This is a genomic window from Lysinibacillus capsici (assembly GCF_020217405.1).
GTDB lineage: Bacteria > Bacillota > Bacilli > Bacillales_A > Planococcaceae > Lysinibacillus > Lysinibacillus capsici.
Genome location: NZ_CP084108.1, coordinates 2,364,375 through 2,389,622 on the forward strand (window position 1 = coordinate 2,364,375; position 25,248 = coordinate 2,389,622).

The window sequence follows — 25,248 nt, forward strand, 5'->3', positions numbered from 1 at the left end:
AGAGAAAAGCTGAAATTTTCATGCTTCATCTATATCTTTTCGTCAGCATATAGTAAAATAGAACACTGTAAACAAAAAGTAGTGCTAACTACAATGGTTTTTAAGGAATAGGAGAATTTGTGTGAAACAACAAACAATCATTTTAACCGGTGGTGGGACAGCTGGCCATGTATCGTTAAATCAGGCGATACTCCCGTCTTTACTAGAACTTGGTTATGATGTCCACTATATTGGCTCAGAGCAAGGTATTGAAAAAGAATTAATTGGCGAGGCGTTCCCCGATGTTCCGTTTTATGGCATTGCGAGTGGTAAATTGCGTCGTTATTTCTCCATGAAAAATTTTACAGATCCATTTAAAGTGCTTGCTGGAATGATGCAGGCTTTTCGTATTCTTAAAAAAGTGAAGCCACAGGTTGTCTTTTCAAAGGGAGGGTTTGTCTCTGTGCCCGTTGTGATGGCAGCGAAATTAGCAGGTGTGCCAGTCGTCATCCATGAATCTGATGTCACACCTGGTCTTGCCAATAAAATAGCCTTACCTTTTGCTTCCCATGTATTCACGATTTTTGAAGAAACACTGAAGCATTTACCTCAAGAGAAGGCTACTTGCACAGGCTCCATTATTCGTCCTGAGTTATTTGAGGGAGAAAGAGCAAGGGGGCTAGCTTTCTGCGGCTTTTCTACTTTAAAGCCTGTTTTACTTGTTATGGGAGGGAGTTTAGGCTCTGTTGTCTTAAATGAGGCACTACGTAAAAACTTACCAGAGCTCCTCAAGCAATTTCACATCATTCATTTATGTGGGAAGGGGAATTATGATGAAGCACTGGAGGCAATGCCAGGCTACAAGCAATTTGAGTATGTGACAACAGAGTTACCTGATTTATTGCATGCTGCAGACTTTATTGTGTCACGAGCAGGCTCTAACTCCATTTTTGAATTTTTAGCGCTTCACAAGCCGATGCTATTAGTACCTCTCTCAGCGCAAAAAAGCCGTGGAGATCAAATTTTAAATGCCAACTTGTTTAAAAAACAAGGTTACGCAGAAGTGTTACAGGAAGACGAGTTGACAAAGGAATCTTTTATGAAGTCTGTTCATACACTAACAGAGCGTAAAGTGGAAATGGTGGAGACAATGGCAAAAACGCAAAAACCAAAAACACCAGATGAAATGGCGTCATTAATTTTACGGTACAAGAAATAAGTGCTATTTGAAAAAAGAAAAGAAGCTATGAGGTAGGTCGAAATGACAAAACCTTATAGCTTCTCTTTTATATATACACACTACATTGCTTGCTCTTCGCCTTCTTGCATTTGATGTGCCGTTGTTAGGTAGAATAAATCTTTTGGAATTTTAAATAAATTAAATTGTGCCTCACCGCTATTAACCTGCGCTAATAATGTTGGATGACTTTCATTGGCACTCACCACATAGGGAAGCTTTAAAGCAGCACGCTGTGATTTTAAATTTTCAACACGTATACGGAGAAAGACCGTATGAAAATTATAGTCAAAAAATAACTCGTTCAAAAATAACATTTTTGCTTTTTGATTATAACCTTTACCTTGGTAAGGGAGTCCAATCCACGTTCCTAGAAAGCCTGCACCGTCCTCCACATCGTGAATACTAATGGTGCCGATTGGTTGACCCCAATCATCAGTTATGGTCCTCGAGATAGCGAGTCCTCTCGCTTCCTCTTCAATCAGTTGTTTTGTCATAAACCAATATTCATCAGCGGATGTGGCTTTTTGACGGACAAAAGGGAATACAGAAGGGTGTGATAATAGCTCATAAAGCTCTGTACATTCATGCAGGTCTCGATGTTTAAGCATACGAAACGCCTCCTTTACTAGGGTAGTTAAAACAATTCCGTTGAAGCATAAAGAAGAAAACTAAAATTCGTACTGGAATTAAAACCCAAAGAACTAGACGTTATAACTATGATATTCCATAATCTCCCGCTGTCTTACTGATTTCGACCATACCGAAAAAAGGCTAGTTTTTTAAATATAATATAACATATAAACTGCTTGATGCAATCATTTTGCTCGTAAAAAAACAAAATTTGAGTTTAATAGTCAGTAAATTCTGATAAATGAAATGTGATTATCCATAATATTGTTGTTTTTTAGCATTAAGACTAACCTATCAATTTTAACTAATATTAATCATTTATCTACATCTTTAGTAGGATTGTTGGCTTGTTATAATAGGTAATATATCAAATATTATCCTTAAAAGGATATAATTTTTACGATTCTAGAAAGGTAATTTTTTATTTTTATGTTATAATAGTAGTATTATTTTTAATCTAACAACACATACATACGAACATTTCTATCATGATGGCAATGGCTTTTCTGGAGGTGACAGCATGGAGTATATTTTAAGCGAAGATTTCTTTAACTCATTATTTATTGGCAAGGATTTTGTTTTTCTCGTGAAAAAAGTAGGGGACGATTATCAATATATTCGCTTAAATCAAGCAGCTCAGGATCTGTTATCGAATGAGGCGATTGGCAAAATGATTTCGACCGTTACCTCAAAGCGTAATTTTTTGATCATTCAGAAAAATTACCATGAGGCCATTAGAGAACATAAACAGGTTGACTATGTAGATTATGCATATGTTCAATCGGAGGTTCGTAAATATGAAACATCCGTCAGACCGTTGAAATATAAGAATGAAGACTATATATTAGCCATCACGAAGGAAATACTCTATGACCGCAGTATTGAAGATAAATTTTTATTTATGCGGTCCATGTTTGACCATGCCTTTTTCTCAACAGTCATTTTATCGGCTGAAGGAATGATATACGAAGTGAATTCAAGCTTTATGGAAGATTTTCAATTAGATAATGAAGCCGTCAAACAGAAAATGTTTGTGGATTTACCGATTATTCCAAAGGAAGAAGTTGAACAAATTAAAATTTGTTTGCAAAAAGCTGCAAGAGGGGAAAACGTTGGTGAGAAGTTTATTAAATTGCATACATTGGACCAGCAGGAACGTATGTATTTACTGTCACTATCACCAGTGATGCAGGATGATAATTCATTTGCCATTTTTCTTATCATGCAAGATTTTACACAATTTACTTTACAAAAAGCAGAATTACGTTCGAAGTCTCATGGACTAGAGGTCTTTAAATCTGCATTAAATTCAGCTACAGCCATTGCTGTATTAGATCATGAGGGGAACATTACCGAAGTGAGTGAGATGTTTTTACAGGCTTCTGGCTACACGGCGGAGGAGTTAATCGGTCAGCCCTTCGCATTGATTGAACCACGATTCCGTGGGCAAAACCTTTTTCAAATAATTGAAGATAAGCTGGACACGATGGGAATGTGGCGTGGAGAACTTTGCTATCGAACGAAATATCATGCCGATTACTGGGTAGAAGCTACCATTGTTCCATTAAAAGATGAGTTTGGTCAAATTGAACAAATTTTAACCATTAACTATGATATTACGGATAAGAAAAGAATGTTCACAGAATTAAAAAATATTGAACGTACTTTCCGACTTATCACAGAAAATACAAATGATTTAATTGTGATTACTAATGAGGATGGCATCATTATTTATGCTTCCCCGTCCTATGGTATTTATTTAGGTTATGAAAATGTAGAGCTACAAGGACAGTTTTACAGTGACATTATTGATCGAGAAAGTAAAGACGAATGGCAAACATTCTTAAATAATTATACAGGGCAAACAGATTCACAGTTTGAACTTTTACTGAAGGCGAAAGATGGAACCCCAATATGGACAGAAGGAAATGTCACGGTTGTGCACGATCCTGAACGTGAAAAAGTTTCCCAAATTATGATGGTGTCTCGTGAAATTACGCATCGCAAAGAAAGGGAAAATGATTTGCTGTATCTAGCGTATCATGATGCTTTAACACAGCTACCTAATCGGCGTTTTTTAGAAAAGGAGTTTCCTCAAATACTAGCAGAAGCAAATGAAAATCAAACCTGTGTGGCGATGCTCTATATAGATGGTGATGATTTTAAAGAAGTAAATGATCGCTTTGGCCATGAGACGGGCGATGCGTTTATTCAGCGATTCGGCAGTTCCTTGAACAAAACAGTTCGAAGCCATGATATGGTTATTCGAATAGGTGGCGATGAATTTATTGTCATCTTAACTGGTTTAACAAGAGATCAGGAAAAAAGACATCATCAAATTATGCATATTATTCGACGGATTCGTGATGAATTAGCAGAAGGCTGGATGATAGAGGACCATCTTTTTACACCAACTGCTTCAATTGGCATTGCCTATTACCCAGACCATGCTCGAACATTGGATGAGCTAATGGATTTAGCTGACCAAGCATTATATAAATCAAAAGAGTCGGGGAAAAACAACCTCTCTATTTCCGACATACACTAAAAAAGTCTGTCCACAAGGTTTTCCTTGTGAGACAGACTTTTTATTTGATGTTATGCTATAACAGTATAGGGATAAAAATCCTACATCGTTATTTTGGAATAGAAGGTGATACGATGCCTAAGAAGATATTGTTGGTAGAAGATGAAAAGCATATCGCTCGTTTTGTGGAACTTGAATTACAACACGAAGGCTATGAAGTGAAAACTGCCTTTGATGGTCGAGAAGGATTGTCTTTGGCAACGTCGGAAAATTTTGATGTCCTTTTACTGGATGTGATGTTACCAAGTATTAATGGGATAGAGATTTGCCGTCGTATCCGAACACAATCACAAGTGCCGATCATTTTATTAACGGCACGAGATGCTGTGATGGATCGTGTAGCAGGACTCGATGCAGGAGCTGATGACTATATCGTCAAGCCTTTTGCAATTGAAGAGCTGCTGGCTAGAATACGAACGATTTTACGTCGTGTCACGCCAGAGCAGACAAACAGTGAATCTTTATGCCTACGGGATATTGAAATAGATGTAGCTGCCTATGAAGTTTTCGTTCAGGGGAATAAACTTGATCTAACAAAGACAGAATATGACTTATTGAAACTATTAATCGAGCACAAAAATAGAGTATGCACACGAGAGCATATTTTAACATCCGTTTGGGGCTATGATACGGATATCGAGACCAATGTGGTAGATGTTTATATCAGACATTTACGTACAAAGCTCCCTGGGGCGATGAATGATTATATTGAAACCGTTCGCGGTGTTGGGTATGTGATGCGAGAATGAATAAGTTAAGAAATTATTTACGTCAGCAGTCCTTGCAAAAAAAATGGATGCTGACCTCAAGCAGTGTCATCTTTATTAGCTTTACGATTATTTGTGTAGTCGTCTATCTTTCTCTGCATACATGGTTATTAAATGATGAGGAGAGTAAGGTCAATCGGACAAGTAAGGATATCATCTCTTTTTTAGAGTCCCAAGGCCCTACAATTACCATTCAGCAAATTCAGCAAAATACAGGCTTGCTCAAATCGATTGCGGATCGTGATGAGACGGTCCGAATATTTAATGCTGATGGGGTGGATATTTTACGAATCAATGATACCTCTGCTGCAGCACCACTTAATTCGTTGCAAGAAATTTTTGAGATGACCATTGATAAGCAAGATGTGTTGGTCATCAATGAACCGATTCGGATGGGTTTTTTCAAAGGCTATATTCAAGTGATTCATCCGTTAACTAGTTTTCAATCTCTCATGCGTTATCTCTTGACAGCCATGCTGATTGCAGGGTTAGGAGCCTTAGTGTTATCTGGCTCTATTGGCTATTATCTAGCGAACTATTTAATGAAGCCACTACACGAATTGCGAGCATCCATGAAAACTGTGATGGATCAAGGATTTAACGAGCCTATACAGCTATCCTATACATCACATGACGAAATTGGTGATTTACTGAAGATGTACAATGCCATGATGAATGAACTGCAAATCTCATTTACCCAGCAGCAACAATTTGTCGCCGATGCTTCTCATGAGCTGCGTACGCCCATTCAAGCAATTGAAGGGCATCTTTCTCTTTTAAAAAGATGGGGCAAACATGATCCTGCTATATTAGAGGAATCCATTGATACCTCTTTAACAGAAATTGCTCGTATGCGCAAAATGATTGAGGAATTATTAGAACTTGCACGGCGTGAGCAAAAAGATGAAACAAGTGAGGCCGATGCACTAGTGGTCATCGAAGCAGTGATGGATGAGGTAAAGCGTGTTCATCCTCAAGCGCGAATGTCGCTGTCGAAACATGGTGATATAGGTCCGTTATTTATTACCGAAAATGCACTAAGTCAAATCGTTCGTAATATAATAGAGAATGCTATTCGTTATTGTGAAAAAATTCCTGAGATCCAAATTTCTATTTCTGTTGCTGGAAATTATGCATGTTTAGAAATTACTGATAATGGTATAGGAATAGCACAAGACAATATTCCGTTTATCTTTGATCGTTTTTATCGAGTGGATGAAGCAAGAAATCGCCAAATTGGTGGAACAGGCTTAGGGCTTAGTATTTCGAAGATGTTACTTGAAAAATATAATGCCACAGTAGAAGTCAAGAGTGAGGTTAATATTGGAACCGTTTTCTTGCTGAAAATCCCGCTAAAATATTAAGAAAAATACATGCTTTATTTCATTATTCTATCCTTTGCGAAAAAAATTGCTTAATTTGCTAAAAAGAGTTGTATTTTTTGTGAAGAGTAGTAAGATTGAGATGGAAAAAACGTTCTTTAAAATATGGAAAAGTAGTGTGAAACATTCTTTTAAAGAACGGCTAAATATTATATAATTAATTGCAATTTAATTAATGGAACTGCCGAAAGGCAAAATTTGGAGGTCATTTTTCATGTCGAACAACGTTACAACTGTAAGTTCTCCATGGTCAGCTTTCTCTGGTCCTAACCTAGGATATGTGATGGAGCAATACGACTTATTCTTACAGTCTCCTGAAGAAGTAGAACCGGAGTTAGTTTCTTTATTCCAACAATTTGGTGCACCAGTAGTAGTAGAAGGTGAAGTAGCTGTAGCTAGTCATACAGCAGCGGCTCCTGCTGGCGATTACAAAAAAGTGTTAGCCGCTGTAAAACTAGCAGATGCAATTCGTTCACGCGGTCATTTAGCGGCAGATATCTATCCTCTGAAAAACCGTGAACTACAAACAGCTCAAATTGAAGAAAGCGCGTTCAACTTAAGCGCTGCAGATTTAGCTGAAATTCCTGCAGCAATCTTCTTCAAAGATGTGCCAGCAAACGTGAAAAATGGTAAGGATGCAATCGACTATTTAAAAGCTATTTATACAGATAAAGTAGCATTTGAATATGGTCACGTAGTAGCTACTGAAGAACGTGATTGGATTCAAGCGCAAATCGAATCAGGCTCATTCAAACAAGCATTATCTGCGGATGAGAAGAAAGCCTTATTAGATCGTTTAACTCGCGTTGAAAATTTCGAGAAATTTATTCATAAAACTTTTGTAGGACAAAAGCGTTTCTCTGGTGAGGGCTTAGATACGCAAATCGTTCTATTTGATGAAATTATTAAAACGGCTGAAGCAAAAAAAGTGGAAAACGTACGTATTGGTATGGCACACCGTGGTCGCTTAAACGTTTTAACACATATTTTAAATAAACCTTATGACATGATGTTCTCTGATTTTGCACATGTTTCCAATGATTTATTTATGCCAGAGCATGGCCGCCTTGAAATTACAAAAGGTTGGACAGGTGATGTGAAATACCACATGGGTGCTTCTTACAACCGTGAATCTGGTATGAATGTGAAATTGGCTTACAACCCATCTCACTTAGAAGTGGGTAATCCAGTAGTACTTGGTGCTACTCGTGCAACACAAGATGATACATCTAAACCAGGGCAACCTATTTTTGACCGTACAAAGGGCTTAGGCATTCTTGTACACGGTGATGCTGCATTCCCAGGTCAAGGGATTGTAACAGAAGTGTTAAACTTCGCTAAAACAGAAGGCTTTACAACAGGTGGAACAATCCATATTATCGCAAACAATATGATCGGATTCACAACAGAACATTATGATTCTCGTTCTTCTGTGTATTCTTCTGACCCTGCAAAAGGCTATGAAGTACCAGTAATCCATGTTAATGCAGATAGCCCAGAGGCAGTAGTGCAAGTCGGACGTTTTGCGGCAAACTACCGTCAAACATTTGGCAAAGACATTATTGTGGACTTAGTAGGTTACCGTCGCCATGGTCATAATGAAACAGATGACCCAACAGTGACAAACCCAGAAACATACAAATTAGTGTCTAAACATGAAACAGTGCGTGCATTATATGGTGCACAATTAGTGGCAGAAGGTCTTGTAACTGCTGATGATGTAGCGGCACTAGATACAGCTATCTATGCAGAAATGCAAGCAGCCTATGACCATGTCAAAGAAATGGCAGAAAAAGATGATCATCATCATTTAGAAATGCCAGAAGAATTAAAAATAGAGTTCCCACAAATTGATACAGCAGTAGGTGCGGAACGTTTAGAAAAAATCAATGAAGAGCTTTTAGTGTTTGAAGAAAACTTCGAACCACAGAAAAAGCTTGGTAAAATCTTAGAAAAACGCCGTGATGCTTATGCGTCTGCAAAAGTTGACTGGGGTCATGCTGAAACTTTAGCGTATGCAACGATTATTCAAGATGGCACACCAGTACGCTTTACAGGTCAAGATGCACAACGTGGTACATTCTCTCAACGTCACTTAGTACTGCATGATAAAAACAATGGCAATGTCTTCACACCACTACACCATATTTCTGGTGCGAACGCATCCTTTACAGTACACAACTCTCCGCTGACTGAAGCTGGGGTAGTAGGCTTTGAGTATGGTTACAACCTAGAAAATAGCCATGTACTAACAGTATGGGAAGCACAATTCGGTGACTTTGCGAATATGGCACAAGTGATGTTTGATAACTTTATTTCAGGGGCACGCTCAAAATGGGGTCAAAAATCTGGTCTAGTTATCCTTTTACCTCATGGTTATGAAGGTCAAGGTCCAGAGCACTCTTCAAGCCGTATGGAACGCTATTTACAAATGTCAGCTGAAAATAACTGGTTTGTAGCGAACTGTTCAAATGCTGGAAACTACTACCACTTATTACGCCGTCAAGCAGCATTATTAGGTACAGAAGGGGTACGTCCACTTGTAGTCGTATCACCAAAATCATTATTACGTCACCCACTAGCTGCGGCGAATGCTGAGCAATTAGCAAATGGTTCATTCCAAGAAGTGATTGAACAACCAGGCTTAGGGGCTAAACCAGAAGCTGTAGAGCGTATCGTTTTAGGTACAGGTAAAGTGATGATCGACTTAGCAGAGCGCGTGAAAGACGGCGAGGGCTACGATCACCTACACATTATTCGTGTAGAACAACTTTACCCATTCCCAAAAGAGCAAGTTGCTGGTATCATTGCTAAGTATCCTAATGCAAAAGAGATTGTTTGGGTACAAGAAGAACCTAAAAACCAAGGCTCATGGAATTATGCATTAGAAACATTATATGAACTTTCAGAAGGTAAAAAACTTCGCTATGTAGGCCGTCCTGCAATGAGCTCAACTTCTGAAGGGGATGCAGATTCTCATAAAGCAGCACAAGCAGCTCTTATTGAAGAAGCGGTTGCTGAGCCAGTAAAGGTTAAATAATCATATATCAATTTTTGAAACCGGGCTACTTGCCCTTAAGCAGTAGCCCTTCTATGTGCGTCATGCACGTTAATCAAAGGAGGAAATGAAAGTGGCTGAAATTAAAGTCCCTGAATTAGCAGAATCGATTACAGAAGGTAGTATCGCACAGTGGGTAAAAAAAGTGGGCGATCGCGTTGAAAAAGGTGAATTCATCGTTGAACTTGAAACAGATAAAGTAAACGCTGAGATCATTTCTGAAGAAGCAGGTGTATTAACACAAATTTTAGCTGAAGAAGGCGATACTGTACTAGTTGGTCAAGTTATCGCAGTAGTAGAAGCAGGCGAAGGCGCAGCAGCAGCTCCAGCAGCAGCTCCAGCGGCAGCACCAACTGAAGCAGCGCCAGCACCAGCAGCGCCACAAGCAGTATCTGCACCAGTTGCAGCAGCTCCAGTAGTAGAAGAAACTTCTGGTGAGCGTGTAGTTGCATCTCCAGCAGCACGTCGTCTTGCACGTGAAAAAGGAATTGACCTTGCAGCGGTATCTCCAGTAGATCCACAAGGACGTGTACGTGTACAAGATGTAGCAGCTCACGGTACAGCACCAGCTGTAACGCCAGCAGCACCTACATCCGTAGCAACTTCAGGTGGCCCAGTAGTATTTACACCAGCAGCTAATTCTGACCGTGTAACAATTGAAAAAATGAGCCGTCGTCGCCAAACAATTGCAAAACGTTTATTAGAAGTTAAACAATCAACAGCAATGTTAACAACATTCAACGAAATTGACATGACAAACATCATGGCACTTCGTAAACGTAAACAAGAAGAGTTTGTAAAAGCAAACGACATCAAACTTGGTTTCATGTCATTCTTCACTAAAGCTGTTGTTGCAGCACTGAAAAAATACCCATACGTAAACGCTCAAATCTCTGGCAATGAAATTCATTTAAATAACTTCTTTGATATCGGTATTGCTGTATCAACTGAAGAAGGTTTAGTCGTACCAGTTGTACGCGATGCAAATAGTAAAAACTTTGCAGAAATCGAAAAAGATATCGCTAACTTAGCGACAAAAGCTCGTGATAAAAAATTAGGCTTAAATGACATGGCTGGTGGATCCTTCACAATCACAAATGGTGGTGTATTCGGTTCATTAATGTCAACACCAATTATGAACGGTACGCAAGCTGGTATTTTAGGTATGCACTCAATTGTAAACCGTCCAGTTGCAGTAAATGGTGAAGTTCAAATCCGTCCAATGATGTATGTAGCACTTTCATACGATCACCGTATCATCGATGGTAAAGATTCTGTAGGATTCTTAAAAACAGTTAAAGAATTAATCGAAAATCCTGAAGATTTATTATTAAATTCATAATGCCATTAAACCCTGCGAACAATGTTCAGCAGGGTTTTTGTATGACAAAGAGTATTGACCGATTCTATGCTTGAATGAGTACGAATGTTATATCGTTTAGAGGAGCAAAGAAAGAAAAAACGCGACTTTTCTCACATAGAGAACATACTCTATAATAAATATTTGTTGTAATTTTCAGAAATATCAACAAAAGTTCAACGATTTAAAGTGGAAGCAGAACGCACAATATCCTAATATTGTCATTAGTCAGAAAAATGTTAAAATCGTCTTGACGAACATATTAGTTTTATAGTAGTATCTAAATATCAATTAAATAAACAAACCTCACGAATTGTTACCAGTGAGGTAGAGGCGCGGTATTTATTAGTTCATTGTTGAGTAAAAGCAAGCGAAGACGCAATGAAGAAGGAAATATCGCCGAAGTATAAAAGGAGCTCGTACTTTTATACTGGGTCTGCAGTGAATAAGTGCAGGACTGTCCTAGTAAATGGATTTCCAGATTTACTAGGTTGTGCTATCTCGGAAACATGGAAATTATAGTGAGGATTTGGGCAACTGTCATAAAAGGTAAGACCTAAGTTCAATAAACTTAGGTCTTTTTTAGTACAGTTGTCTTATTTTTTTACAGAAAAGGGGAGTTTTTCATGAAAAGAAAATGGTTGTTAGTAATGATCTCTATCATGACGGCAATTGTGCTAGCTGCATGTGGCACAAGCGACAAAAAAGAGGGCGGTTCAAGTGATGCTGGAACTGACAAAGAAGAAGGCGGCGGTGAATTCCGAATTGGCATGGAGGCTGGCTACCCACCGTTCAACTGGACACAGCAAGACGATGCGAATGGCGCAGTGAAAATTGCGGATAATGCAGAATATGCAGGTGGCTATGATGTACAAATGGCAAAGAAAATCGCTGAAGGTTTAGGCAAAGAGTTAGTCATTGTTAAAATGGAGTGGGACGGATTAGTTCCAGCGCTACAATCGAACAAAATTGATGCAATTATTGCAGGTATGTCACCAACAGAAGAACGTAAGAAAACAATTGATTTTACAGAAAACTATTATACTTCTGATTTTGTTATGGTTATTAAAAAAGGTAGCAAATATGAAGGCGCAAAATCGATTCAAGACTTCTCAGGTGCTAAAATTACATCACAATTAAATACATCAAACTATACAGTTATCGATCAAATTAAAGGCGTAGAAAAGCAAACAGCAATGGAGAGCTTCCCAGCAATGCGTGTAGCGTTAGAAGCAGGTAAAATTGATGGCTATGTAGCTGAACGTCCAGAGGGCATTTCCGCTTCTGCAGCCAACGATAAATTCACATATGTAGCATTTGAAGAAGGCTTTGATACAGACCTATCAAATACTTCAATTGCTGTAGGCTTACGTAAAGATGACGCAAATCGTGAAAAAATCAATGAAATCCTAAAAGGCATTTCAGAAGATGATCGTCAAGCCATTATGGAAGAAGCTATTTCTCAACAGCCCGCAGCACAATAATGACATGGCACGGACTAGCAATTAGTCCGTGCATGATCATTTCATCATTATCAAAATGAGAACCTCTCTACATAATGATAATGTCCTAGCGTGACAAATCATAGAATGGTAGAAAGAGCTAGGACACAAAAGAAATAAACGAGCAAGATGACATTGTTAGGAGGAACATCATGAGTCTTGAATGGATACTTTCAATTATTGAAAACAACTGGCAAATGTTTTTACGAGGTGCGTATTATACGTTACTGATTTCGAGTATTAGTACAATTATTGGTGCATTTATCGGATTTTTCATCGGAATTATGCATACGATTCCAGTTCGTAAAAAAGGTGTGAAATTTTATAGCTTAAAGCTCATTAATTTTATACTAACATGCTATGTTGAATTTTTCCGTGGTACACCAATGATTGTACAAGCTATGGTTGTCTACTACGGATTAGATATCGCATTCGGTATCGATATGCACTTTATTACAGCAGGTATTTTAGTCGTTTCCCTCAATACAGGGGCCTATATGGCAGAAATTGTTCGTGGCGGTATTGTATCAATTGATAATGGTCAATACGAGGCAGCATCAGCAATTGGCATGAATCACTTCCAAATTATGCTTCATGTAGTCTTACCACAAGTAGCACGTAATGTTTTACCAGCTACAGGTAACCAATTAATCATGAATATTAAAGATACAGCCGTATTAAATGTCATTGGGGTAACGGAATTATTTTTCCAAACAAAATCAATTTCGGGTAACAACTTCCGTTATTTCGAATCATTCTTCGTTGCATGTGTTCTTTATTTCATCATGACATTTACCGCATCTCGCATCCTTCTTTATGTTGAAAAACGTCTAGATGGTCCTGATGCCTATCAAAAAGAACAAAAAGAAGCTGTATAGGGGGACGCACAAATGGCAGTCATTAAAATCGAACATTTAAGTAAATCATTTGGACGTAACCAAGTGTTAAAAGATGTGAATTTCCAAGTGGAAAAAGGAGAGGTAGTTTGTTTAATTGGCTCCTCTGGCTCTGGTAAATCCACATTGCTTCGTTGCATAAATTTATTAGAAACGCCAAGTGGCGGTCAAATTATTTATAAAGGGGAAGACATCCTAGATGAAAAGCACAATATTCAAGAATATCGTACACATTTAGGGATGGTGTTCCAGCAGTTCAATTTATTTAACAACCACAATGTCATAAGTAATTGCACAGTGGGCCAAATCAAAGTGTTAAAACGTTCGAAAAAAGAAGCAGAAGAAACGGCGCTTAAATACTTGAAAATCGTTGGCATGGATCAATATGTGAATGCCAAGCCTCGTCAACTCTCAGGTGGACAAAAGCAGCGCGTGGCCATCGCTCGTGCCTTATCAATGAATCCTGATGTTATGCTATTCGATGAGCCAACATCCGCATTAGACCCAGAAATGGTGGGTGAGGTGTTAAAGGTAATGCGTCAGCTAGCAAACGAGGGCAATACGATGCTCATCGTGACACATGAGATGGAATTTGCCAAAGAAGTAGCAGATCGAGTTGTCTTTATGGATAAGGGTGTAATTGTGGAGGAAGGCCCTCCAGCACAAGTATTAGTCAATCCGCAACATGAACGTACGAAGGAATTTTTAAAGCGTACATTAAAATAAGCACAAAAAAGTGAGTCCAACCTGTTGGACTCACTTATTTTCTAGAATTCCATTCTGCATAAAGTACAAAGCAGATTGCGAATGCTACAGCAATGATAAAAAACCATTGCGGAACACCACCAAAACTCATCATAACACCTCAAATATTCATTTTTTTGGATAGAATAGGTATAGTATTTCTTTTTTCTCCACAAAAGACCAAAAATATTATAAAATAAGCAATAGACATTAGCTTTTGCTAGTAAAGAGAGGTAGAGAGAATATGTTACATTTAAAATGGAAAGATGCGCCAACATTATGAACGGTTACTTGCAAACATACAAATGCATCGAAATACTTAGTATCAAACGTATTAACAGTAGGAAAAGGTTATGAAGTGAAAAATGAAACAGACGAGTTCGTTTTTATCATCGACAACACAGGTAATGTCGGTGGCTACTATAAAGATTATTTTGAATAAAAACAAACAGGGTGGTTCAGAACATTTGCTGAGCCACCCATTTTTTTGTTAATCTCGCTGATAGCTGCTAGCACCCGCCACATCCTGTAGCTGCTGTTTCTCTTGTTCAGTTGCGGTATGCAGGGCAAAAACATCTTTAATTGCTGTTTGCAGTTCTTGCTGTGTTTCTTTAAACTTCGAAACTTGCTGTTCAAACGTGGGACTTGAGAAGCGATCATGAGCCCTTGATAATCGCTCCTCTAAACGTGCATAATGATGATCCATATGCATCGACAACATCATCGCCAGTTGGTTTTTCCAGAGCGGAATCAAGGTAACGATAGAAAACTCAATTTTTTCAGCTAAGGTTTGATTGGCCTGTTGAATCATACGGATTTGAGGAGCTGTTTGCAGGGCGACTTGCTGTGATACTTGTAAATCATAAATACGTTGATCCAGTCTTTCGATTTGAGCAGCAAAGTCATTTAATTGCTGAATTGCAAGTGGCTGTTTGGTTGCTTGGACACTCGTTATTTGTGCAGGTAGTTCTACCTCAATGGCTTGCTGCTTTTTCATTTGTCCTGCGGCAATGGCTGTTGCCAATTCCTCAAAAAATCCCCGATTATGGGCATAAAGCGCCTCTAAGTTTTCGACATCTTTGATCAGCTGGAGCTGTGCACGCTCCAGCTGTACACCAATACGTTCCACCTGTATACTAATACGCTCAAATTCTGTGAGTGTTTGCTTCACATTAGGCTCGGTTTTGCCAAAGATTTTTTTGAAAAAGGTTTGCTTCTTAGGTTCCAAAGCAGTCGGATCTACTCGATCTAACGTCTGCATTAAAGAATCCAGCATTTGACCAATTTTAGTGACATCTTTTTGCTTTACTTGAGCAAGCATACGGTCGGCAAATTGAGACAGAGCTCGCTGTGAATCTTGCCCAAGGGACAGCAATGATTCAAAATCAGTCAAATCGATTTGACTGGCATACAGTAATGCACGACTTTGTGCAAGAGGCGATAGCGTTTCATAAGTCGCCATCGCCTCGTTTTGTGGAGTTGTTTCTAAATAGGATTGGACTAGTGGAGAAAGCCCTGGTATGGTATTTAATTGAAATGCGTGTTCGTTTGCTGTCATTTATCATCGCCTCGCCAGTCCAATTGTTCTCTACGTCTAAGATTGGAACGATTTGCGAATTCAATCTCCATTTGCAGATGATCGATATCATTTGCAAGCGCATCCTTTAAATCAATTTGAATTGTGTCATTCAAATCAGTTAAGGTTTCGCGTGTTTTGGATAAAGTTAATTGAATTTCCTTATCCTTCACAGGCTGCTTGGAAAGCATCGTATATTTATCCGTTAATTCCACAGCAGAAGGTAAGTGCGCATAGAAAAATGGTTCCACATTATAAAATTTACGTGGGTCTGTCTTGACGATCTTGACGATATTTTTAGAGATACGCGTCATTTCAAGTAGTTGTTTAAAAGCAGAAACAGAACGTACACGTAAATAGTTTTGACTCAATGTTTGAATATGCTTATTGGCTGTTAATACTTGTGTTTCAATGTGTTTGAACTCTTCTTTTGTGATGCCTGCTATTTGCATGACTTTCTTTTTTTGTCTATGTTTCAGCAACGCTGTACTCGTCGCATAGGAACCCGCAAACAGTAAACCACCAAGGAAGAATCCAGGATTTGCCGCAATGGCTGCGATAGAAACAGTTGTGAGCGAAATAAGAAAGCTGGCACTATGTCTAGAGAAAAACTGTCCGACACTAAGCATTGTTTCATCCTCCTTGCTTTTCAATATGTCTATCTTCTTATACGAAATAATCGACATAAAGTTTCATTGAAAATTAATCCCTTACATAAATTTTACTGCTATTTGTGAACTTTCTCAATGATAATACATAGAATAAGTGAGTTGTTTCGATGAATAAGTCGGTTTTGTAATCCTAAGGAGCCATTTTGACATCGAAATGAGCGATTTTTTGCATCTTGATCTCTGAATAGAGGAGCATAATTTGATTCAAGAGCGGCTTCTGCCTCAGAGCGAGCGGATAAGTGAGGTCCATGAGCGGCTCCAACTCGAAAAGGAGCGGTTTATTCTCTAAGAAGAGCATCTTCATCCAGAATGAATGAGTCTTGTATGAAACTTTTTCCAAATGAATTCGTAACTGATACAAAGGGGGATATAGGATGACGAAAATTTTTCTGGTGTCTATTACAAAAAATACCGATGAACCAGTAAGTGAACAGAAAGTGAAAGAAAAAGCCTTTGAGAAAAAATCAAAATTAAAAGCCTATTTAAGCAAAGAAGGTTATATGAAGGAATCTAAAAATCAATATGTGAAAATCACGGATGAATCAATATTAGTGGCTGCCATTCAAAAGATAAAAATCAAAAAATGATGATAAGTCATGTTCTTAAGAGCATAACTTTTTTGATTTCATTAAAAAGTAGAGAAGTAATCATTTTCCAGTGTTGACTGATCTCTAGACAAATGGCTTCCAGTTTGAATCTTTTTCGTCTTTTTCGTTTGGTTTTCTTACAAACGCAATACATCTTTCTTCGCACGCACCAATTATAATGAAATTTTTCTGTGCTTGCCTTAAAGAGGATGTATTAGCTCCACCTACAAAGTCATTATCATAAAATTGAACGCTGTCATCTTCCCAAAAACAAATTTCACATATTTCGTATGTACCTGGTGGTTTTCCATTCAATGTCTTATATCCGCAACAAGGACAAGTAAATTTCATTATTATCACTCCAATATATTTTTCGATAATTTTATCATAAAAACAACACTACAAAAAAGTCAGACATTAAACAATGTCTGACTCCATACGTATATAGCCTTTTAAATCATCGTATAATTCTAAAGAAAATGAATTGGAATCGGCTTGGGGACTCACGCCTTTTAGGACAAAAAGGAGAAATTCATTGAGTGCCTTTTCTGAGCCCTCCACTTCCACTTCAATTTGCTCTGTGTCATTCAATCGACAGTATCCTTTTAACCCTAATTCGATAGCTTTTTGCTTGATGAAGAATCGGTAGCCTGTGCCGTAGACATCACCAAAAAATTTTATACTTGCTCGTTTGTTCAAGGGAATACCTCCTACTTAATGGAGGAGAGGGGCGATCCTCTCCTTTTATTGCATGACACGTTCTTTTTCTAAATAGGTAATTAAGTTATTAATGTGATAGAGTACATGCTTAGATGCCTCATCGACTTCTTTTAGATGAACATCAGCTTGCTCGATATGCCCCGCTTTATGGGCTTCAGCCGCAAGCTTCGCTGATTCATGGACGCGTAAATGATAGCTATCTAATTCATGATAGTCCTGTAAATGACCGAAACGTTCGACTGTGCGAGGCGCTGTGTACCATTTGCCAAGTCGACAGTCTCTGTGAGAAGAAACATCACTTGGATCAACGTTTTCTAGGCCAAGGAACATATTATAAATGCGCCATTTCCATAAAATATGATCCGCCTTCGATAATTGTAGTTGGGCAATAGATGAAAGCTGTACATTATTGTTAGCAATAAGATCATTACGGAAACGGTTAATTTCTTTCCCTAATAAATGAATATCACTGGATGTATTATGACTATAATCACGAATATCTTCCTGCAAGCTTGAAATTTCGATCATTCTTGCTGAAACTTCATCAATTGCGGCTGCTTGTTCCTGGGAAATGGCAGCCGTATTTATCACATCTAAATTAATACTCTCAATCGCTTGAACAATGGCATTTAATAATGGTAACGAATCTTTTGCTTCAACGGTTGCTTCTTTAATAATAGCTGTCGTATCGGTAATCGAGTTAGAAACATCATTCGAATAACTCTTTAAATGATGAACATTAGCGGATACTTCACTTAGCGCAGCTACCGTGTTTTCAGCAAGCTTTCGTACTTCCTGTGCAACGACCGCAAAGCCTTTCCCATGTTCGCCTGCACGCGCTGCTTCAATGGAGGCATTAAGTGCGAGTAGATTCGTTTGATCGGCGATTTGGTTGATTAATGTGACAACCTGCTCAATATCATTTACCCTTTTTTGTAATTCTGAAAATGAGTCAACAATGGATGCAAAGGTCTCTTCTGTTTTAAAAATCTCCGATAGGGCATGCTCAATAGCGTTTTTACCTTTTGTAGCATGGTCAACCGATTCAGTTGTTTTCTCTGATATATGAGAAGACATACGTGCAACCTCATTGATAGAAGCTGCAATCTGTTCTGTTGCAGCAGTAGAGGATTGAATCTCTTCATTTTGCTTATCTAGGCTAAAAACTAAATCTTTCATGTACATAATTTTGGCATTGACATCCATTAAAGAAGATATTTCTCCTACCACATTTTCTATAATGCGTTCTGTTAACACTTCCACTAATAATTCTTGATCGACATTGACAGCGGATTGGAATGATTTCATATATTGAAATGCTTTATTTGGCTTGATACCAAAATTGTGTAAAATATATGTAGTAATATAGAAGGCAAATTGGTTGAAGACAACAATTAATTTACCAGGCTCATATTGATGCTTACGGAATAGATTGAAAAATTTGACAGTTTCATCTACATAATGATCATCACGCGTTGTTAAGAAAAACTGTGTTAAGTATTGATTAATATTTTCTTCACTAATGATTAATTGAGAGGTAGGGGATATCTCGCTTAAATAATGGTGAAAAATGGCATTCATCGAAGGGGTAATATCCTTGAGCTTTTGATAGAGTGCCTTTAAGTGCTCCTCATCCTGTGAATTGAAATGATTGAAAGCCAATGTTTGGTAAAATCGGCCTGTTGCATGTAAATCTGTACCACGTTTGAGTAGTTCTTCTAGCTCTGCTTTAGGTCGAATACTTGAAAACATAAAAATACCTCCAAAAAGTATGAATAATAAGGTAATAATAGCATAATTCAGGTGGTTTTAATAGACATTTCAATTGTGTTTGCTAAAATGAAACTATCTTATGACAGCAAGGAATGGGCAAATATGTATACAATTATTTACATGAAAGCGGACTATGAGCCTTGGTGGAAATTTGAAGGCTGGGAAGCTTATATTCAAACTGAAGATACATTTGACACGAAGGAGCTCTTTGAACGTGCATTACAGCAAAGGTTAGCGCATTTTCGTTCCTCTTATGATAATGAGGCAACGAAAGAGGAGCAGTATTGGGCTTTTTGGTCTGAGGATGAAAGCTTTTACTGTGAGGCTTGCGATGATGATGCACAAGTATATCATGGAATAATTGCGTGTAAAATAGAAGAGAAGTAAAAAAATTTTGAAAAAAAGTAAAAAAGAATTTTTCTTATTTGACAAAATTATGGATGGCAGTTATACTTAACTTAACAATTTAATTGCTTCACCGGAAACATGAATTCACATATTACAAAAAGTGATCGCGTTAGTTCGGTACTCTTTGTAATATGTGAATTTTTTTCAATCGCTGAAGAAATTACATATTGTTCACTTTTATTTTTTGGAGGTTTTCTTAAATGAAACAAGGTACAGTAAAATGGTTTAACTCAGAAAAAGGTTTTGGATTCATCGAAGTTGAAGGTGAAAACGACGTATTCGTACACTTCTCAGCTATCCAAGGCGAAGGTTTCAAAACTCTTGACGAAGGTCAAAAAGTGGAATTCGAAGTTGTAGATGGCAACCGCGGACCACAAGCTGCTAACGTAACTAAACTTTAATTCTCAGTAATTAAAATTACTTTCGTTAAACCCAAGACATCCTATGCAAATAGGATGTCTTTTTTGTATCATTTGCAAGTTTAAGGATTACAAATCCTATTTTAGGTTAAATATATAGTAGTGGCGGATAGCCATGCAAAGTAAAGGATAGCGCTATAAAAGTAGCGGATAACCCCGCCAAAATAGCGCATCGCTTGTAAAGAAGGAGGCAGATGAATGTGAATAATGAAGAAAAATTGCCTGAAGAACAGGAGCAACAAGATTTTTATCAGAAACTACGTACAAAATTAGTAGCTTTTCTTGGGTCGAAAAAGGGAAAAAGTAACAAGTTTACTCCGTATTTAATGTTTGTGCCTGATTTATTTCATTTGTTAATTAAAACAGTAACCGATGCGGGTGTAGATAAAAAGAGTCGTGCATTAATTGGGGCATCCATTGCGTATTTTGTATTGCCGATGGATTTAATGCCAGAAGGACTGCTAGGCTTTGGTGGCTATTTAGATGATGTTGTACTAGCAACTTTTGTGGTAAATACCATTATTAATAAGTTGGGACCACATGTAGTGGAAAAGCATTGGACAGGGGATGACAAGCTTTTACATGTGCTACAAAAGGTTGCAGAAGTGAGTGATGAGGTTGTTAGTAAAATTCCTGTAAAATCGCCAATTGCTCAGTTCGTCAAGCAAGAAAGTAAAGATAAATAATAATATTATGTAAACCTAAGACATCCTAGAAAAATGAACCTGTCATAAGCAGGTTCATTTTTTATTGCTCTTTTAATAAATTTTGGATTTGTTGTACAGGTACAAATAGGCCAACATTTCCAATGGGCTCATATTTCATCGTGGCAAAGATAACTCCAATGACTTCACCATGTTGATCGATTACAGGGCTACCACTATTGCCCCGATAAACAGGTGCTTTTAGCATCCTAACTGGCTCCTGCCAATCTTCTAATTGGATGGCTTCTAGCAATGTTCCTTCATTAGCGATGCCGGTGAAAGCAAGTGGATTTCCAATAAAATAGACATGTTCATTAACAGTGTAAGGTGGATCTTCTGCAAGAGGTAGATAGGGAAGTTGCTCGTCTTGCACCTGTACAAAGGCTAAATCTACGGCTGGATAGCTCTCGACTAATGTTGCCTCCATCAATCCCTCATCAGGAAAGACGACTGATAGTGTTGAGGCATGTTCGACTACATGGGCGTTGGTGACAATCAGACCATCTGGTGAGATGGCAAAACCAGTGCCTTTACTGGAGCCTGTTGAAATTTCAACGACTGCCTTTTTATAGGTTTGTATATCTTCTTGTGCAGAGAGCCGCGTTGAAACCTTGATAAATTCAAGCGCAGGTATGGAGTAGATTTGAAAAATGAGGGCAAATGTATTGAAAAACAGCACTAGTGCCATACCCCACACCATCCAGCGTACAAGAGGCTTTTGTTTTTTGGGCTTTTTTCCATAAATGCGTTCTTCTCGCGCCTGTGCTAATGCTTTTTGCTGTTCCTCGAGTACAAGTTCAATAAATTCTTCTTCCGTTAATTCATCTGGCTTTGGTGTTGCATTATGTATATCACTCATTGATTGGCCCCCTTTGCTAAAAAACAGACGCCCAAGCAGGACGCCTGTTTTCTTTCAATTATTCTACTTTTTGCAAGGTTGATGTCACAACAAATGGCTCATCTTGCTCTGTTTCCATCGTATCTTCTTTGCGAATTAGACCAATGTCCTTTGCAAAATATTTGGTTGTGGTCATTTGATCTTCAGAGCGACTTAGCTGGATGACATCTTGATAGACCGTTGTACCAGTATCAACAGTAGCAGTCGTTGATTCAATGGTCCAACCTTGAAAGCTTGTCCCGACTTGTAATGGCTTTTGAAGTACGGTTTCCAGTACAGGATAAGAAGCTGCCTCAGCAATACTTGGCATGCTTGGATTACTGTCAACAGGTTCTCGATAGACAAGATCAATACTTGTATCCGTTATGCGGAAGATTTTTAATAGTGTGACACCACCATTATCCTCTATTTGTACGATATGCTGTGTATCGAGGTAGGTAGTTTTTAGTGTGAAGCTAGCAAATTCATTTCCTTCCCCTTGAAAAGAAGCAACAGATCCATCGGGTGGAAAATAGGAGAGAAGTGACGTTTGATCTTGTTCCACTGGTTGCTTGTCTTCCACAGATGGTGTTGGAGCTGGCACAGGCTCTTTCTGAACTTCTTCACGACAGCCAGCTAGTAAAAATACTACAGAAAGTACTAGAACAGGGTATCTCATGGGCACACTCCTTCGCTATTTTCTTTCATTATACGTGAACGAGGCGTGTTATACGAATAATATGAGATATATACATAATATTATTATGTAAACTATTTAGCGAAAACTTGTAACAGCATGGAAAATTATCTATGATAGAATTGAAGTGAAAAAATGGGGGGCAAAGACATGTATAGACATGTAGATGATTTCTTGCAAGAATGGTCAACTGCATCAAACGGGACACTACAGGTATTACAGGCTTTAACAGATGACAAGCTTCAGCAAAATATTGTAGAGGGTCACAGTACACTTGGTTGGTTAGGCTGGCATTTAGTTGGATCAGCAGGATATTTTAGCTATCTAGCAGGGTTAAAAGTACCCATGATTCGTCAAGAAGATCCTGTGCCAACGACAGTGGCTGAGATCGTGACAGCCTATGAAAACGTAGCAAATGGTATTAAAGAGGAAGTGGCTAAGCTTTCGAATGAAGATTTACTAGAGGTAGTAACAGGCTTTAAAGCACCGATGCCAAAAGGGGCTTTATTACGTATAGTAATTGACCATCAAACACATCATCGTGGACAAATGACGGTCCTACTACGTCAAGCAGGTTTACCAGTACCTGGCGTGATGGGACCAACAAAGGAAATGCAATAATTACGCGAGCAGTAGATAAATCGATTATCTGCTGCATTTTTTAGATTGACACTTACCTACTAGTAAGTTAGTATAAAGCCATGACAAATAGAAAAATGCAAATTATAGAATTAACATTGAAGAATATTCAGGAAAAAGGATTCACATCATTTAGTTATGAGCATTTAGCAAAGGAGCTTGGCGTCACGAAGGCCAGTATTCACTATCATTTCGAGAAGAAGGGAGACTTAGGGATTGCTGTATGTGAAAGAATTCAACAAGGATTAGAGAGAACTTTTACATTGATGAAGGAGTCCACTTTGCCAGCTGAGGAAAAGCCATTTGCCTTTATTATGCAGCGAATAAAATTTCTAGAGCAAGACGGCATTTGCCCTATATCAGCTTTACAGGCGGATTATCAAGAATTACCGCAACCAATGCAAGAAAAGCTTCAGCAGCTTAGTCAAATGGAAATCGATGTCTTTGTTGAGCTATTGAAAGAAGCTAAACAACAGGGCGCACTCCAAGCTACTAATGATTTGGAGGCTCTAGCTGTATTACTTATTTCAAGTACGAAAGGGGCCTTACAATATAAACGTGTTGTAGGAGAAGCGTTCTTTCTAAAGATGCTAGAGCAATTAAAGGAACTGTTAAAGTAAGACATGAAACAAAAAGGAGCGATGTGCATGGTACGAAGAGTCGTTGTTACTGGATATGGTGTTGTTTCCCCGTTAGGTAATTCGGTATCAGCCTTATGGGAGAATATTAAAGCAGGAAAATCAGGGATTCAAAAAATTCAAGGGGAGGCATTTAACGGCATTAATACACAAATTGCTGGGACGAGTACGAATTTCGATGCAACGCTGTATATGGATAAAAAAGAAATCAGTAAATATGATTTATTTGTGCAATATGCTGTTGCCGCTGCCCAACAAGCTCTGACACAAGCTAATTTAAATATGGATCAGGTAGATAAGGAGCGTTTAGGCGTTTACATTGGCTCTGGCATTGGGGGCATTGAAACGATTTTAGAAAATCATCAAGCGATGCTCAATCAAGGGCCTAGGAAGGTGTCACCGTTTATGGTGCCGATGATGATTAGCAATATGGCTGCAGGGATTCTAGCGATTAAAACAGGCTTTAAAGGGCCAAGCTTTTCACCTGTTTCAGCTTGTGCAACTGGTAACCAAGCCATTGGAGAAGCTTTCTTAGCGATTCGACATGGCTATGCGGATGGCATTTTAGCAGGTGGAGCGGAGGCACCCATAAATCCACTAAGCTTTGCAGGATTCTCACGTATGAAAGCTATGTCTACAAGAAATCAGGAGCCAACAAAAGCGAGCCGTCCATTTGATAGCGAACGAGATGGCTTTGTCATGTCAGAGGGGGCAGGAATCGTGTTCCTTGAGGAATATGAACATGCCAAACAAAGAGGTGCTACGATTCTCGGTGAGATTGTTGGTTACGGTGTGACAACAGATGCTTATCATATTACAGCTCCTGATTTTACGGGTGCTGCCAATGCCATGAAGCTAGCATTAAAAATGGGTGATATCGATGGGTCAGCCATCGATTATATCAACGCACACGGCACAAGTACTCCAGAGGGAGATAAATCTGAAACAAAAGCTATTAAACACGTTTTTGGTGACCATGCCTATCAACTAAAGGTTAGCTCCACAAAATCGATGACAGGACATCTCTTTGGCGCGGCCGGTGGAATTGAAGCCATTATTACATTGAAAAGTATAATGGATGGCATTATTCCACCAACCATCAATTATGATACACCAGATCCCGAATGTGATTTAAACTATGTTCCTAATGAGGCGCTTCATCAAGACGTTAACTTTGCTCTATCCAATGGGTTTGGCTTTGGCGGTCATAATGCTGTGCTAGCATTTAAAAAATTTGAGGATTAAGGCATTAGCTATTTGATAGAAAGAGTGGTATGAATTTGATTGTTCATACCATTTTTTACGTTTGTTTTATTCACTTGAAAAGAGAAGAGGTAAGTCAATAAGTTTTCCTTATGATAAATGGCTAGAAATTTGTATTATAACTTATGGTT

General features: G+C 38.4%; 24 protein-coding genes, 1 pseudogene and 1 riboswitch. Of the genes and pseudogenes, 17 read left to right on the plus strand and 8 right to left on the minus strand.

The window, feature by feature from the left end; genetic code table 11:
• Positions 1 to 121: 121 nt before the first annotated feature.
• Positions 122 to 1,198, plus strand: a complete 1,077-nt coding sequence (locus LCP48_RS11625; protein ID WP_225340204.1) for an undecaprenyldiphospho-muramoylpentapeptide beta-N-acetylglucosaminyltransferase — start codon at positions 122 to 124, stop codon at positions 1,196 to 1,198.
• Positions 1,199 to 1,278: 80 nt separating this feature from the next.
• Here LCP48_RS11625 and LCP48_RS11630 read toward each other — a convergent pair whose 3' ends face one another.
• A complete protein-coding gene (locus LCP48_RS11630; RefSeq protein WP_004230128.1) occupies positions 1,279 to 1,827 on the minus strand; it encodes a GNAT family N-acetyltransferase in 549 nt (182 codons plus the stop codon).
• A gap of 542 nt (positions 1,828 to 2,369) precedes the next feature.
• Between LCP48_RS11630 and LCP48_RS11635 the strand changes: the two genes are divergently transcribed.
• The 9 genes and pseudogenes from LCP48_RS11635 to LCP48_RS11675 all read left to right on the plus strand — a co-directional run bounded on the left by LCP48_RS11635 (position 2,370) and on the right by LCP48_RS11675 (position 14,587).
• Positions 2,370 to 4,397, plus strand: a complete 2,028-nt coding sequence (locus tag LCP48_RS11635) for a diguanylate cyclase domain-containing protein (protein ID WP_004230125.1) — start codon at positions 2,370 to 2,372, stop codon at positions 4,395 to 4,397.
• A gap of 113 nt (positions 4,398 to 4,510) precedes the next feature.
• Positions 4,511 to 5,185, plus strand: coding sequence for a response regulator transcription factor (locus LCP48_RS11640; protein ID WP_004230122.1), 675 nt, complete (start codon positions 4,511 to 4,513; stop codon positions 5,183 to 5,185).
• Positions 5,182 to 6,567, plus strand: coding sequence for a HAMP domain-containing sensor histidine kinase (locus LCP48_RS11645; RefSeq protein ID WP_004230121.1), 1,386 nt, complete (start codon positions 5,182 to 5,184; stop codon positions 6,565 to 6,567). Before LCP48_RS11640 ends, LCP48_RS11645 begins: the two co-directional genes overlap by 4 nt.
• 232 nt (positions 6,568 to 6,799) lie before the next feature.
• The gene (locus tag LCP48_RS11650) at positions 6,800 to 9,625 is read left to right on the plus strand and encodes a 2-oxoglutarate dehydrogenase E1 component (RefSeq protein ID WP_004230119.1); all 2,826 of its coding nucleotides are present in this window, start codon (positions 6,800 to 6,802) and stop codon (positions 9,623 to 9,625) included.
• 91 nt (positions 9,626 to 9,716) lie between these two features.
• Positions 9,717 to 10,985, plus strand: coding sequence for a 2-oxoglutarate dehydrogenase complex dihydrolipoyllysine-residue succinyltransferase (odhB, locus tag LCP48_RS11655; protein WP_225340205.1), 1,269 nt, complete (start codon positions 9,717 to 9,719; stop codon positions 10,983 to 10,985).
• 338 nt (positions 10,986 to 11,323) lie between these two features.
• Positions 11,324 to 11,510: riboswitch (Lysine riboswitch) on the plus strand.
• 119 nt (positions 11,511 to 11,629) lie between these two features.
• The gene (locus LCP48_RS11660) at positions 11,630 to 12,487 is read left to right on the plus strand and encodes a transporter substrate-binding domain-containing protein (protein ID WP_004230114.1); all 858 of its coding nucleotides are present in this window, start codon (positions 11,630 to 11,632) and stop codon (positions 12,485 to 12,487) included.
• A gap of 170 nt (positions 12,488 to 12,657) precedes the next feature.
• Positions 12,658 to 13,383: an amino acid ABC transporter permease gene (locus tag LCP48_RS11665; protein ID WP_004230111.1), complete on the plus strand. Its 726-nt coding sequence runs from the start codon at positions 12,658 to 12,660 to the stop codon at positions 13,381 to 13,383.
• A gap of 12 nt (positions 13,384 to 13,395) precedes the next feature.
• Positions 13,396 to 14,127 (plus strand): amino acid ABC transporter ATP-binding protein, encoded by a 732-nt coding sequence (locus LCP48_RS11670; RefSeq protein WP_004230107.1) that lies wholly within the window; start codon positions 13,396 to 13,398, stop codon positions 14,125 to 14,127.
• A 262-nt stretch (positions 14,128 to 14,389) separates the two neighbouring features.
• Positions 14,390 to 14,587, plus strand: a pseudogene (locus LCP48_RS11675) (DUF6501 family protein).
• 48 nt (positions 14,588 to 14,635) lie between these two features.
• On the opposite strand, the gene LCP48_RS11680 reads toward LCP48_RS11675, so the two are convergent.
• Both LCP48_RS11680 and LCP48_RS11685 read right to left on the minus strand, forming a co-directional pair.
• Positions 14,636 to 15,703, minus strand: coding sequence for a toxic anion resistance protein (locus tag LCP48_RS11680; RefSeq protein ID WP_009371332.1), 1,068 nt, complete (start codon positions 15,701 to 15,703; stop codon positions 14,636 to 14,638).
• Positions 15,700 to 16,350: a 5-bromo-4-chloroindolyl phosphate hydrolysis family protein gene (locus tag LCP48_RS11685; RefSeq protein ID WP_004230101.1), complete on the minus strand. Its 651-nt coding sequence runs from the start codon at positions 16,348 to 16,350 to the stop codon at positions 15,700 to 15,702. The genes LCP48_RS11680 and LCP48_RS11685 overlap by 4 nt, the downstream gene beginning before the upstream one ends.
• A gap of 416 nt (positions 16,351 to 16,766) precedes the next feature.
• Here LCP48_RS11685 and LCP48_RS11690 point away from each other — a divergent pair, with 416 nt between their 5' ends.
• Positions 16,767 to 16,979 (plus strand): hypothetical protein, encoded by a 213-nt coding sequence (locus tag LCP48_RS11690; RefSeq protein ID WP_004230097.1) that lies wholly within the window; start codon positions 16,767 to 16,769, stop codon positions 16,977 to 16,979.
• Positions 16,980 to 17,063: 84 nt separating this feature from the next.
• Here the strand turns inward: LCP48_RS11690 and LCP48_RS11695 are convergent, their stop codons facing one another.
• The 3 genes from LCP48_RS11695 to LCP48_RS11705 form a co-directional block, all read right to left on the minus strand.
• Positions 17,064 to 17,330: a CPCC family cysteine-rich protein gene (locus LCP48_RS11695; protein ID WP_004230095.1), complete on the minus strand. Its 267-nt coding sequence runs from the start codon at positions 17,328 to 17,330 to the stop codon at positions 17,064 to 17,066.
• A 66-nt stretch (positions 17,331 to 17,396) separates the two neighbouring features.
• Positions 17,397 to 17,678: an acylphosphatase gene (locus LCP48_RS11700; RefSeq protein ID WP_009371334.1), complete on the minus strand. Its 282-nt coding sequence runs from the start codon at positions 17,676 to 17,678 to the stop codon at positions 17,397 to 17,399.
• Positions 17,679 to 17,723: 45 nt separating this feature from the next.
• Positions 17,724 to 19,451 (minus strand): globin-coupled sensor protein, encoded by a 1,728-nt coding sequence (locus tag LCP48_RS11705; RefSeq protein WP_225340206.1) that lies wholly within the window; start codon positions 19,449 to 19,451, stop codon positions 17,724 to 17,726.
• Between the two features lie 123 nt (positions 19,452 to 19,574).
• Here LCP48_RS11705 and LCP48_RS11710 point away from each other — a divergent pair, with 123 nt between their 5' ends.
• From LCP48_RS11710 to LCP48_RS11720, 3 genes are all read left to right on the plus strand, one after another.
• Positions 19,575 to 19,859, plus strand: coding sequence for a DUF1033 family protein (locus LCP48_RS11710; RefSeq protein WP_009371335.1), 285 nt, complete (start codon positions 19,575 to 19,577; stop codon positions 19,857 to 19,859).
• Between the two features lie 221 nt (positions 19,860 to 20,080).
• Positions 20,081 to 20,281: a cold-shock protein gene (locus tag LCP48_RS11715; protein ID WP_004230088.1), complete on the plus strand. Its 201-nt coding sequence runs from the start codon at positions 20,081 to 20,083 to the stop codon at positions 20,279 to 20,281.
• 212 nt (positions 20,282 to 20,493) lie between these two features.
• Positions 20,494 to 20,985, plus strand: a complete 492-nt coding sequence (locus LCP48_RS11720) for a YkvA family protein (RefSeq protein ID WP_004230084.1) — start codon at positions 20,494 to 20,496, stop codon at positions 20,983 to 20,985.
• Positions 20,986 to 21,046: 61 nt separating this feature from the next.
• Here the strand turns inward: LCP48_RS11720 and LCP48_RS11725 are convergent, their stop codons facing one another.
• Both LCP48_RS11725 and LCP48_RS11730 read right to left on the minus strand, forming a co-directional pair.
• On the minus strand, positions 21,047 to 21,862 hold the full coding sequence (locus tag LCP48_RS11725) for a S1C family serine protease (protein WP_225340207.1): 816 nt from the start codon (positions 21,860 to 21,862) through the stop codon (positions 21,047 to 21,049).
• Positions 21,863 to 21,920: 58 nt separating this feature from the next.
• Positions 21,921 to 22,559, minus strand: a complete 639-nt coding sequence (locus LCP48_RS11730; RefSeq protein ID WP_004230080.1) for a hypothetical protein — start codon at positions 22,557 to 22,559, stop codon at positions 21,921 to 21,923.
• 168 nt (positions 22,560 to 22,727) lie between these two features.
• Between LCP48_RS11730 and LCP48_RS11735 the strand changes: the two genes are divergently transcribed.
• From LCP48_RS11735 to fabF, 3 genes are all read left to right on the plus strand, one after another.
• Positions 22,728 to 23,198 carry a DinB family protein gene (locus tag LCP48_RS11735; RefSeq protein WP_225340208.1) on the plus strand — a complete coding sequence of 157 codons (471 nt, stop codon included), beginning with the start codon at positions 22,728 to 22,730 and terminating at the stop codon, positions 23,196 to 23,198.
• Positions 23,199 to 23,278: 80 nt separating this feature from the next.
• Positions 23,279 to 23,836, plus strand: coding sequence for a TetR/AcrR family transcriptional regulator (locus LCP48_RS11740; protein WP_004230071.1), 558 nt, complete (start codon positions 23,279 to 23,281; stop codon positions 23,834 to 23,836).
• A gap of 27 nt (positions 23,837 to 23,863) precedes the next feature.
• Positions 23,864 to 25,099, plus strand: a complete 1,236-nt coding sequence (gene fabF / locus LCP48_RS11745; RefSeq protein WP_004230069.1) for a beta-ketoacyl-ACP synthase II — start codon at positions 23,864 to 23,866, stop codon at positions 25,097 to 25,099.
• Positions 25,100 to 25,248: the final 149 nt, after the last annotated feature.

Coding starts and splice junctions, on each gene's coding strand:
- LCP48_RS11720 (WP_004230084.1), top strand. CDS start 20,494: ATGAATGTGAATAATGAAGAAAAATTGCCTGAAGAACAGGAGCAACAA.
- LCP48_RS11685 (WP_004230101.1), bottom strand. CDS start 16,350: ATGCTTAGTGTCGGACAGTTTTTCTCTAGACATAGTGCCAGCTTTCTT.
- fabF (WP_004230069.1), top strand. CDS start 23,864: ATGGTACGAAGAGTCGTTGTTACTGGATATGGTGTTGTTTCCCCGTTA.
- LCP48_RS11695 (WP_004230095.1), bottom strand. CDS start 17,330: ATGAAATTTACTTGTCCTTGTTGCGGATATAAGACATTGAATGGAAAA.
- LCP48_RS11705 (WP_225340206.1), bottom strand. CDS start 19,451: ATGTTTTCAAGTATTCGACCTAAAGCAGAGCTAGAAGAACTACTCAAA.
- LCP48_RS11725 (WP_225340207.1), bottom strand. CDS start 21,862: ATGAGTGATATACATAATGCAACACCAAAGCCAGATGAATTAACGGAA.
- LCP48_RS11640 (WP_004230122.1), top strand. CDS start 4,511: ATGCCTAAGAAGATATTGTTGGTAGAAGATGAAAAGCATATCGCTCGT.
- LCP48_RS11635 (WP_004230125.1), top strand. CDS start 2,370: ATGGAGTATATTTTAAGCGAAGATTTCTTTAACTCATTATTTATTGGC.
- LCP48_RS11735 (WP_225340208.1), top strand. CDS start 22,728: ATGTATAGACATGTAGATGATTTCTTGCAAGAATGGTCAACTGCATCA.
- LCP48_RS11670 (WP_004230107.1), top strand. CDS start 13,396: ATGGCAGTCATTAAAATCGAACATTTAAGTAAATCATTTGGACGTAAC.
- LCP48_RS11645 (WP_004230121.1), top strand. CDS start 5,182: ATGAATAAGTTAAGAAATTATTTACGTCAGCAGTCCTTGCAAAAAAAA.
- LCP48_RS11730 (WP_004230080.1), bottom strand. CDS start 22,559: ATGAGATACCCTGTTCTAGTACTTTCTGTAGTATTTTTACTAGCTGGC.
- LCP48_RS11660 (WP_004230114.1), top strand. CDS start 11,630: ATGAAAAGAAAATGGTTGTTAGTAATGATCTCTATCATGACGGCAATT.
- LCP48_RS11690 (WP_004230097.1), top strand. CDS start 16,767: ATGACGAAAATTTTTCTGGTGTCTATTACAAAAAATACCGATGAACCA.
- LCP48_RS11650 (WP_004230119.1), top strand. CDS start 6,800: ATGTCGAACAACGTTACAACTGTAAGTTCTCCATGGTCAGCTTTCTCT.
- LCP48_RS11740 (WP_004230071.1), top strand. CDS start 23,279: ATGACAAATAGAAAAATGCAAATTATAGAATTAACATTGAAGAATATT.
- LCP48_RS11680 (WP_009371332.1), bottom strand. CDS start 15,703: ATGACAGCAAACGAACACGCATTTCAATTAAATACCATACCAGGGCTT.
- LCP48_RS11715 (WP_004230088.1), top strand. CDS start 20,081: ATGAAACAAGGTACAGTAAAATGGTTTAACTCAGAAAAAGGTTTTGGA.
- LCP48_RS11630 (WP_004230128.1), bottom strand. CDS start 1,827: ATGCTTAAACATCGAGACCTGCATGAATGTACAGAGCTTTATGAGCTA.
- LCP48_RS11710 (WP_009371335.1), top strand. CDS start 19,575: ATGTATACAATTATTTACATGAAAGCGGACTATGAGCCTTGGTGGAAA.
- LCP48_RS11665 (WP_004230111.1), top strand. CDS start 12,658: ATGAGTCTTGAATGGATACTTTCAATTATTGAAAACAACTGGCAAATG.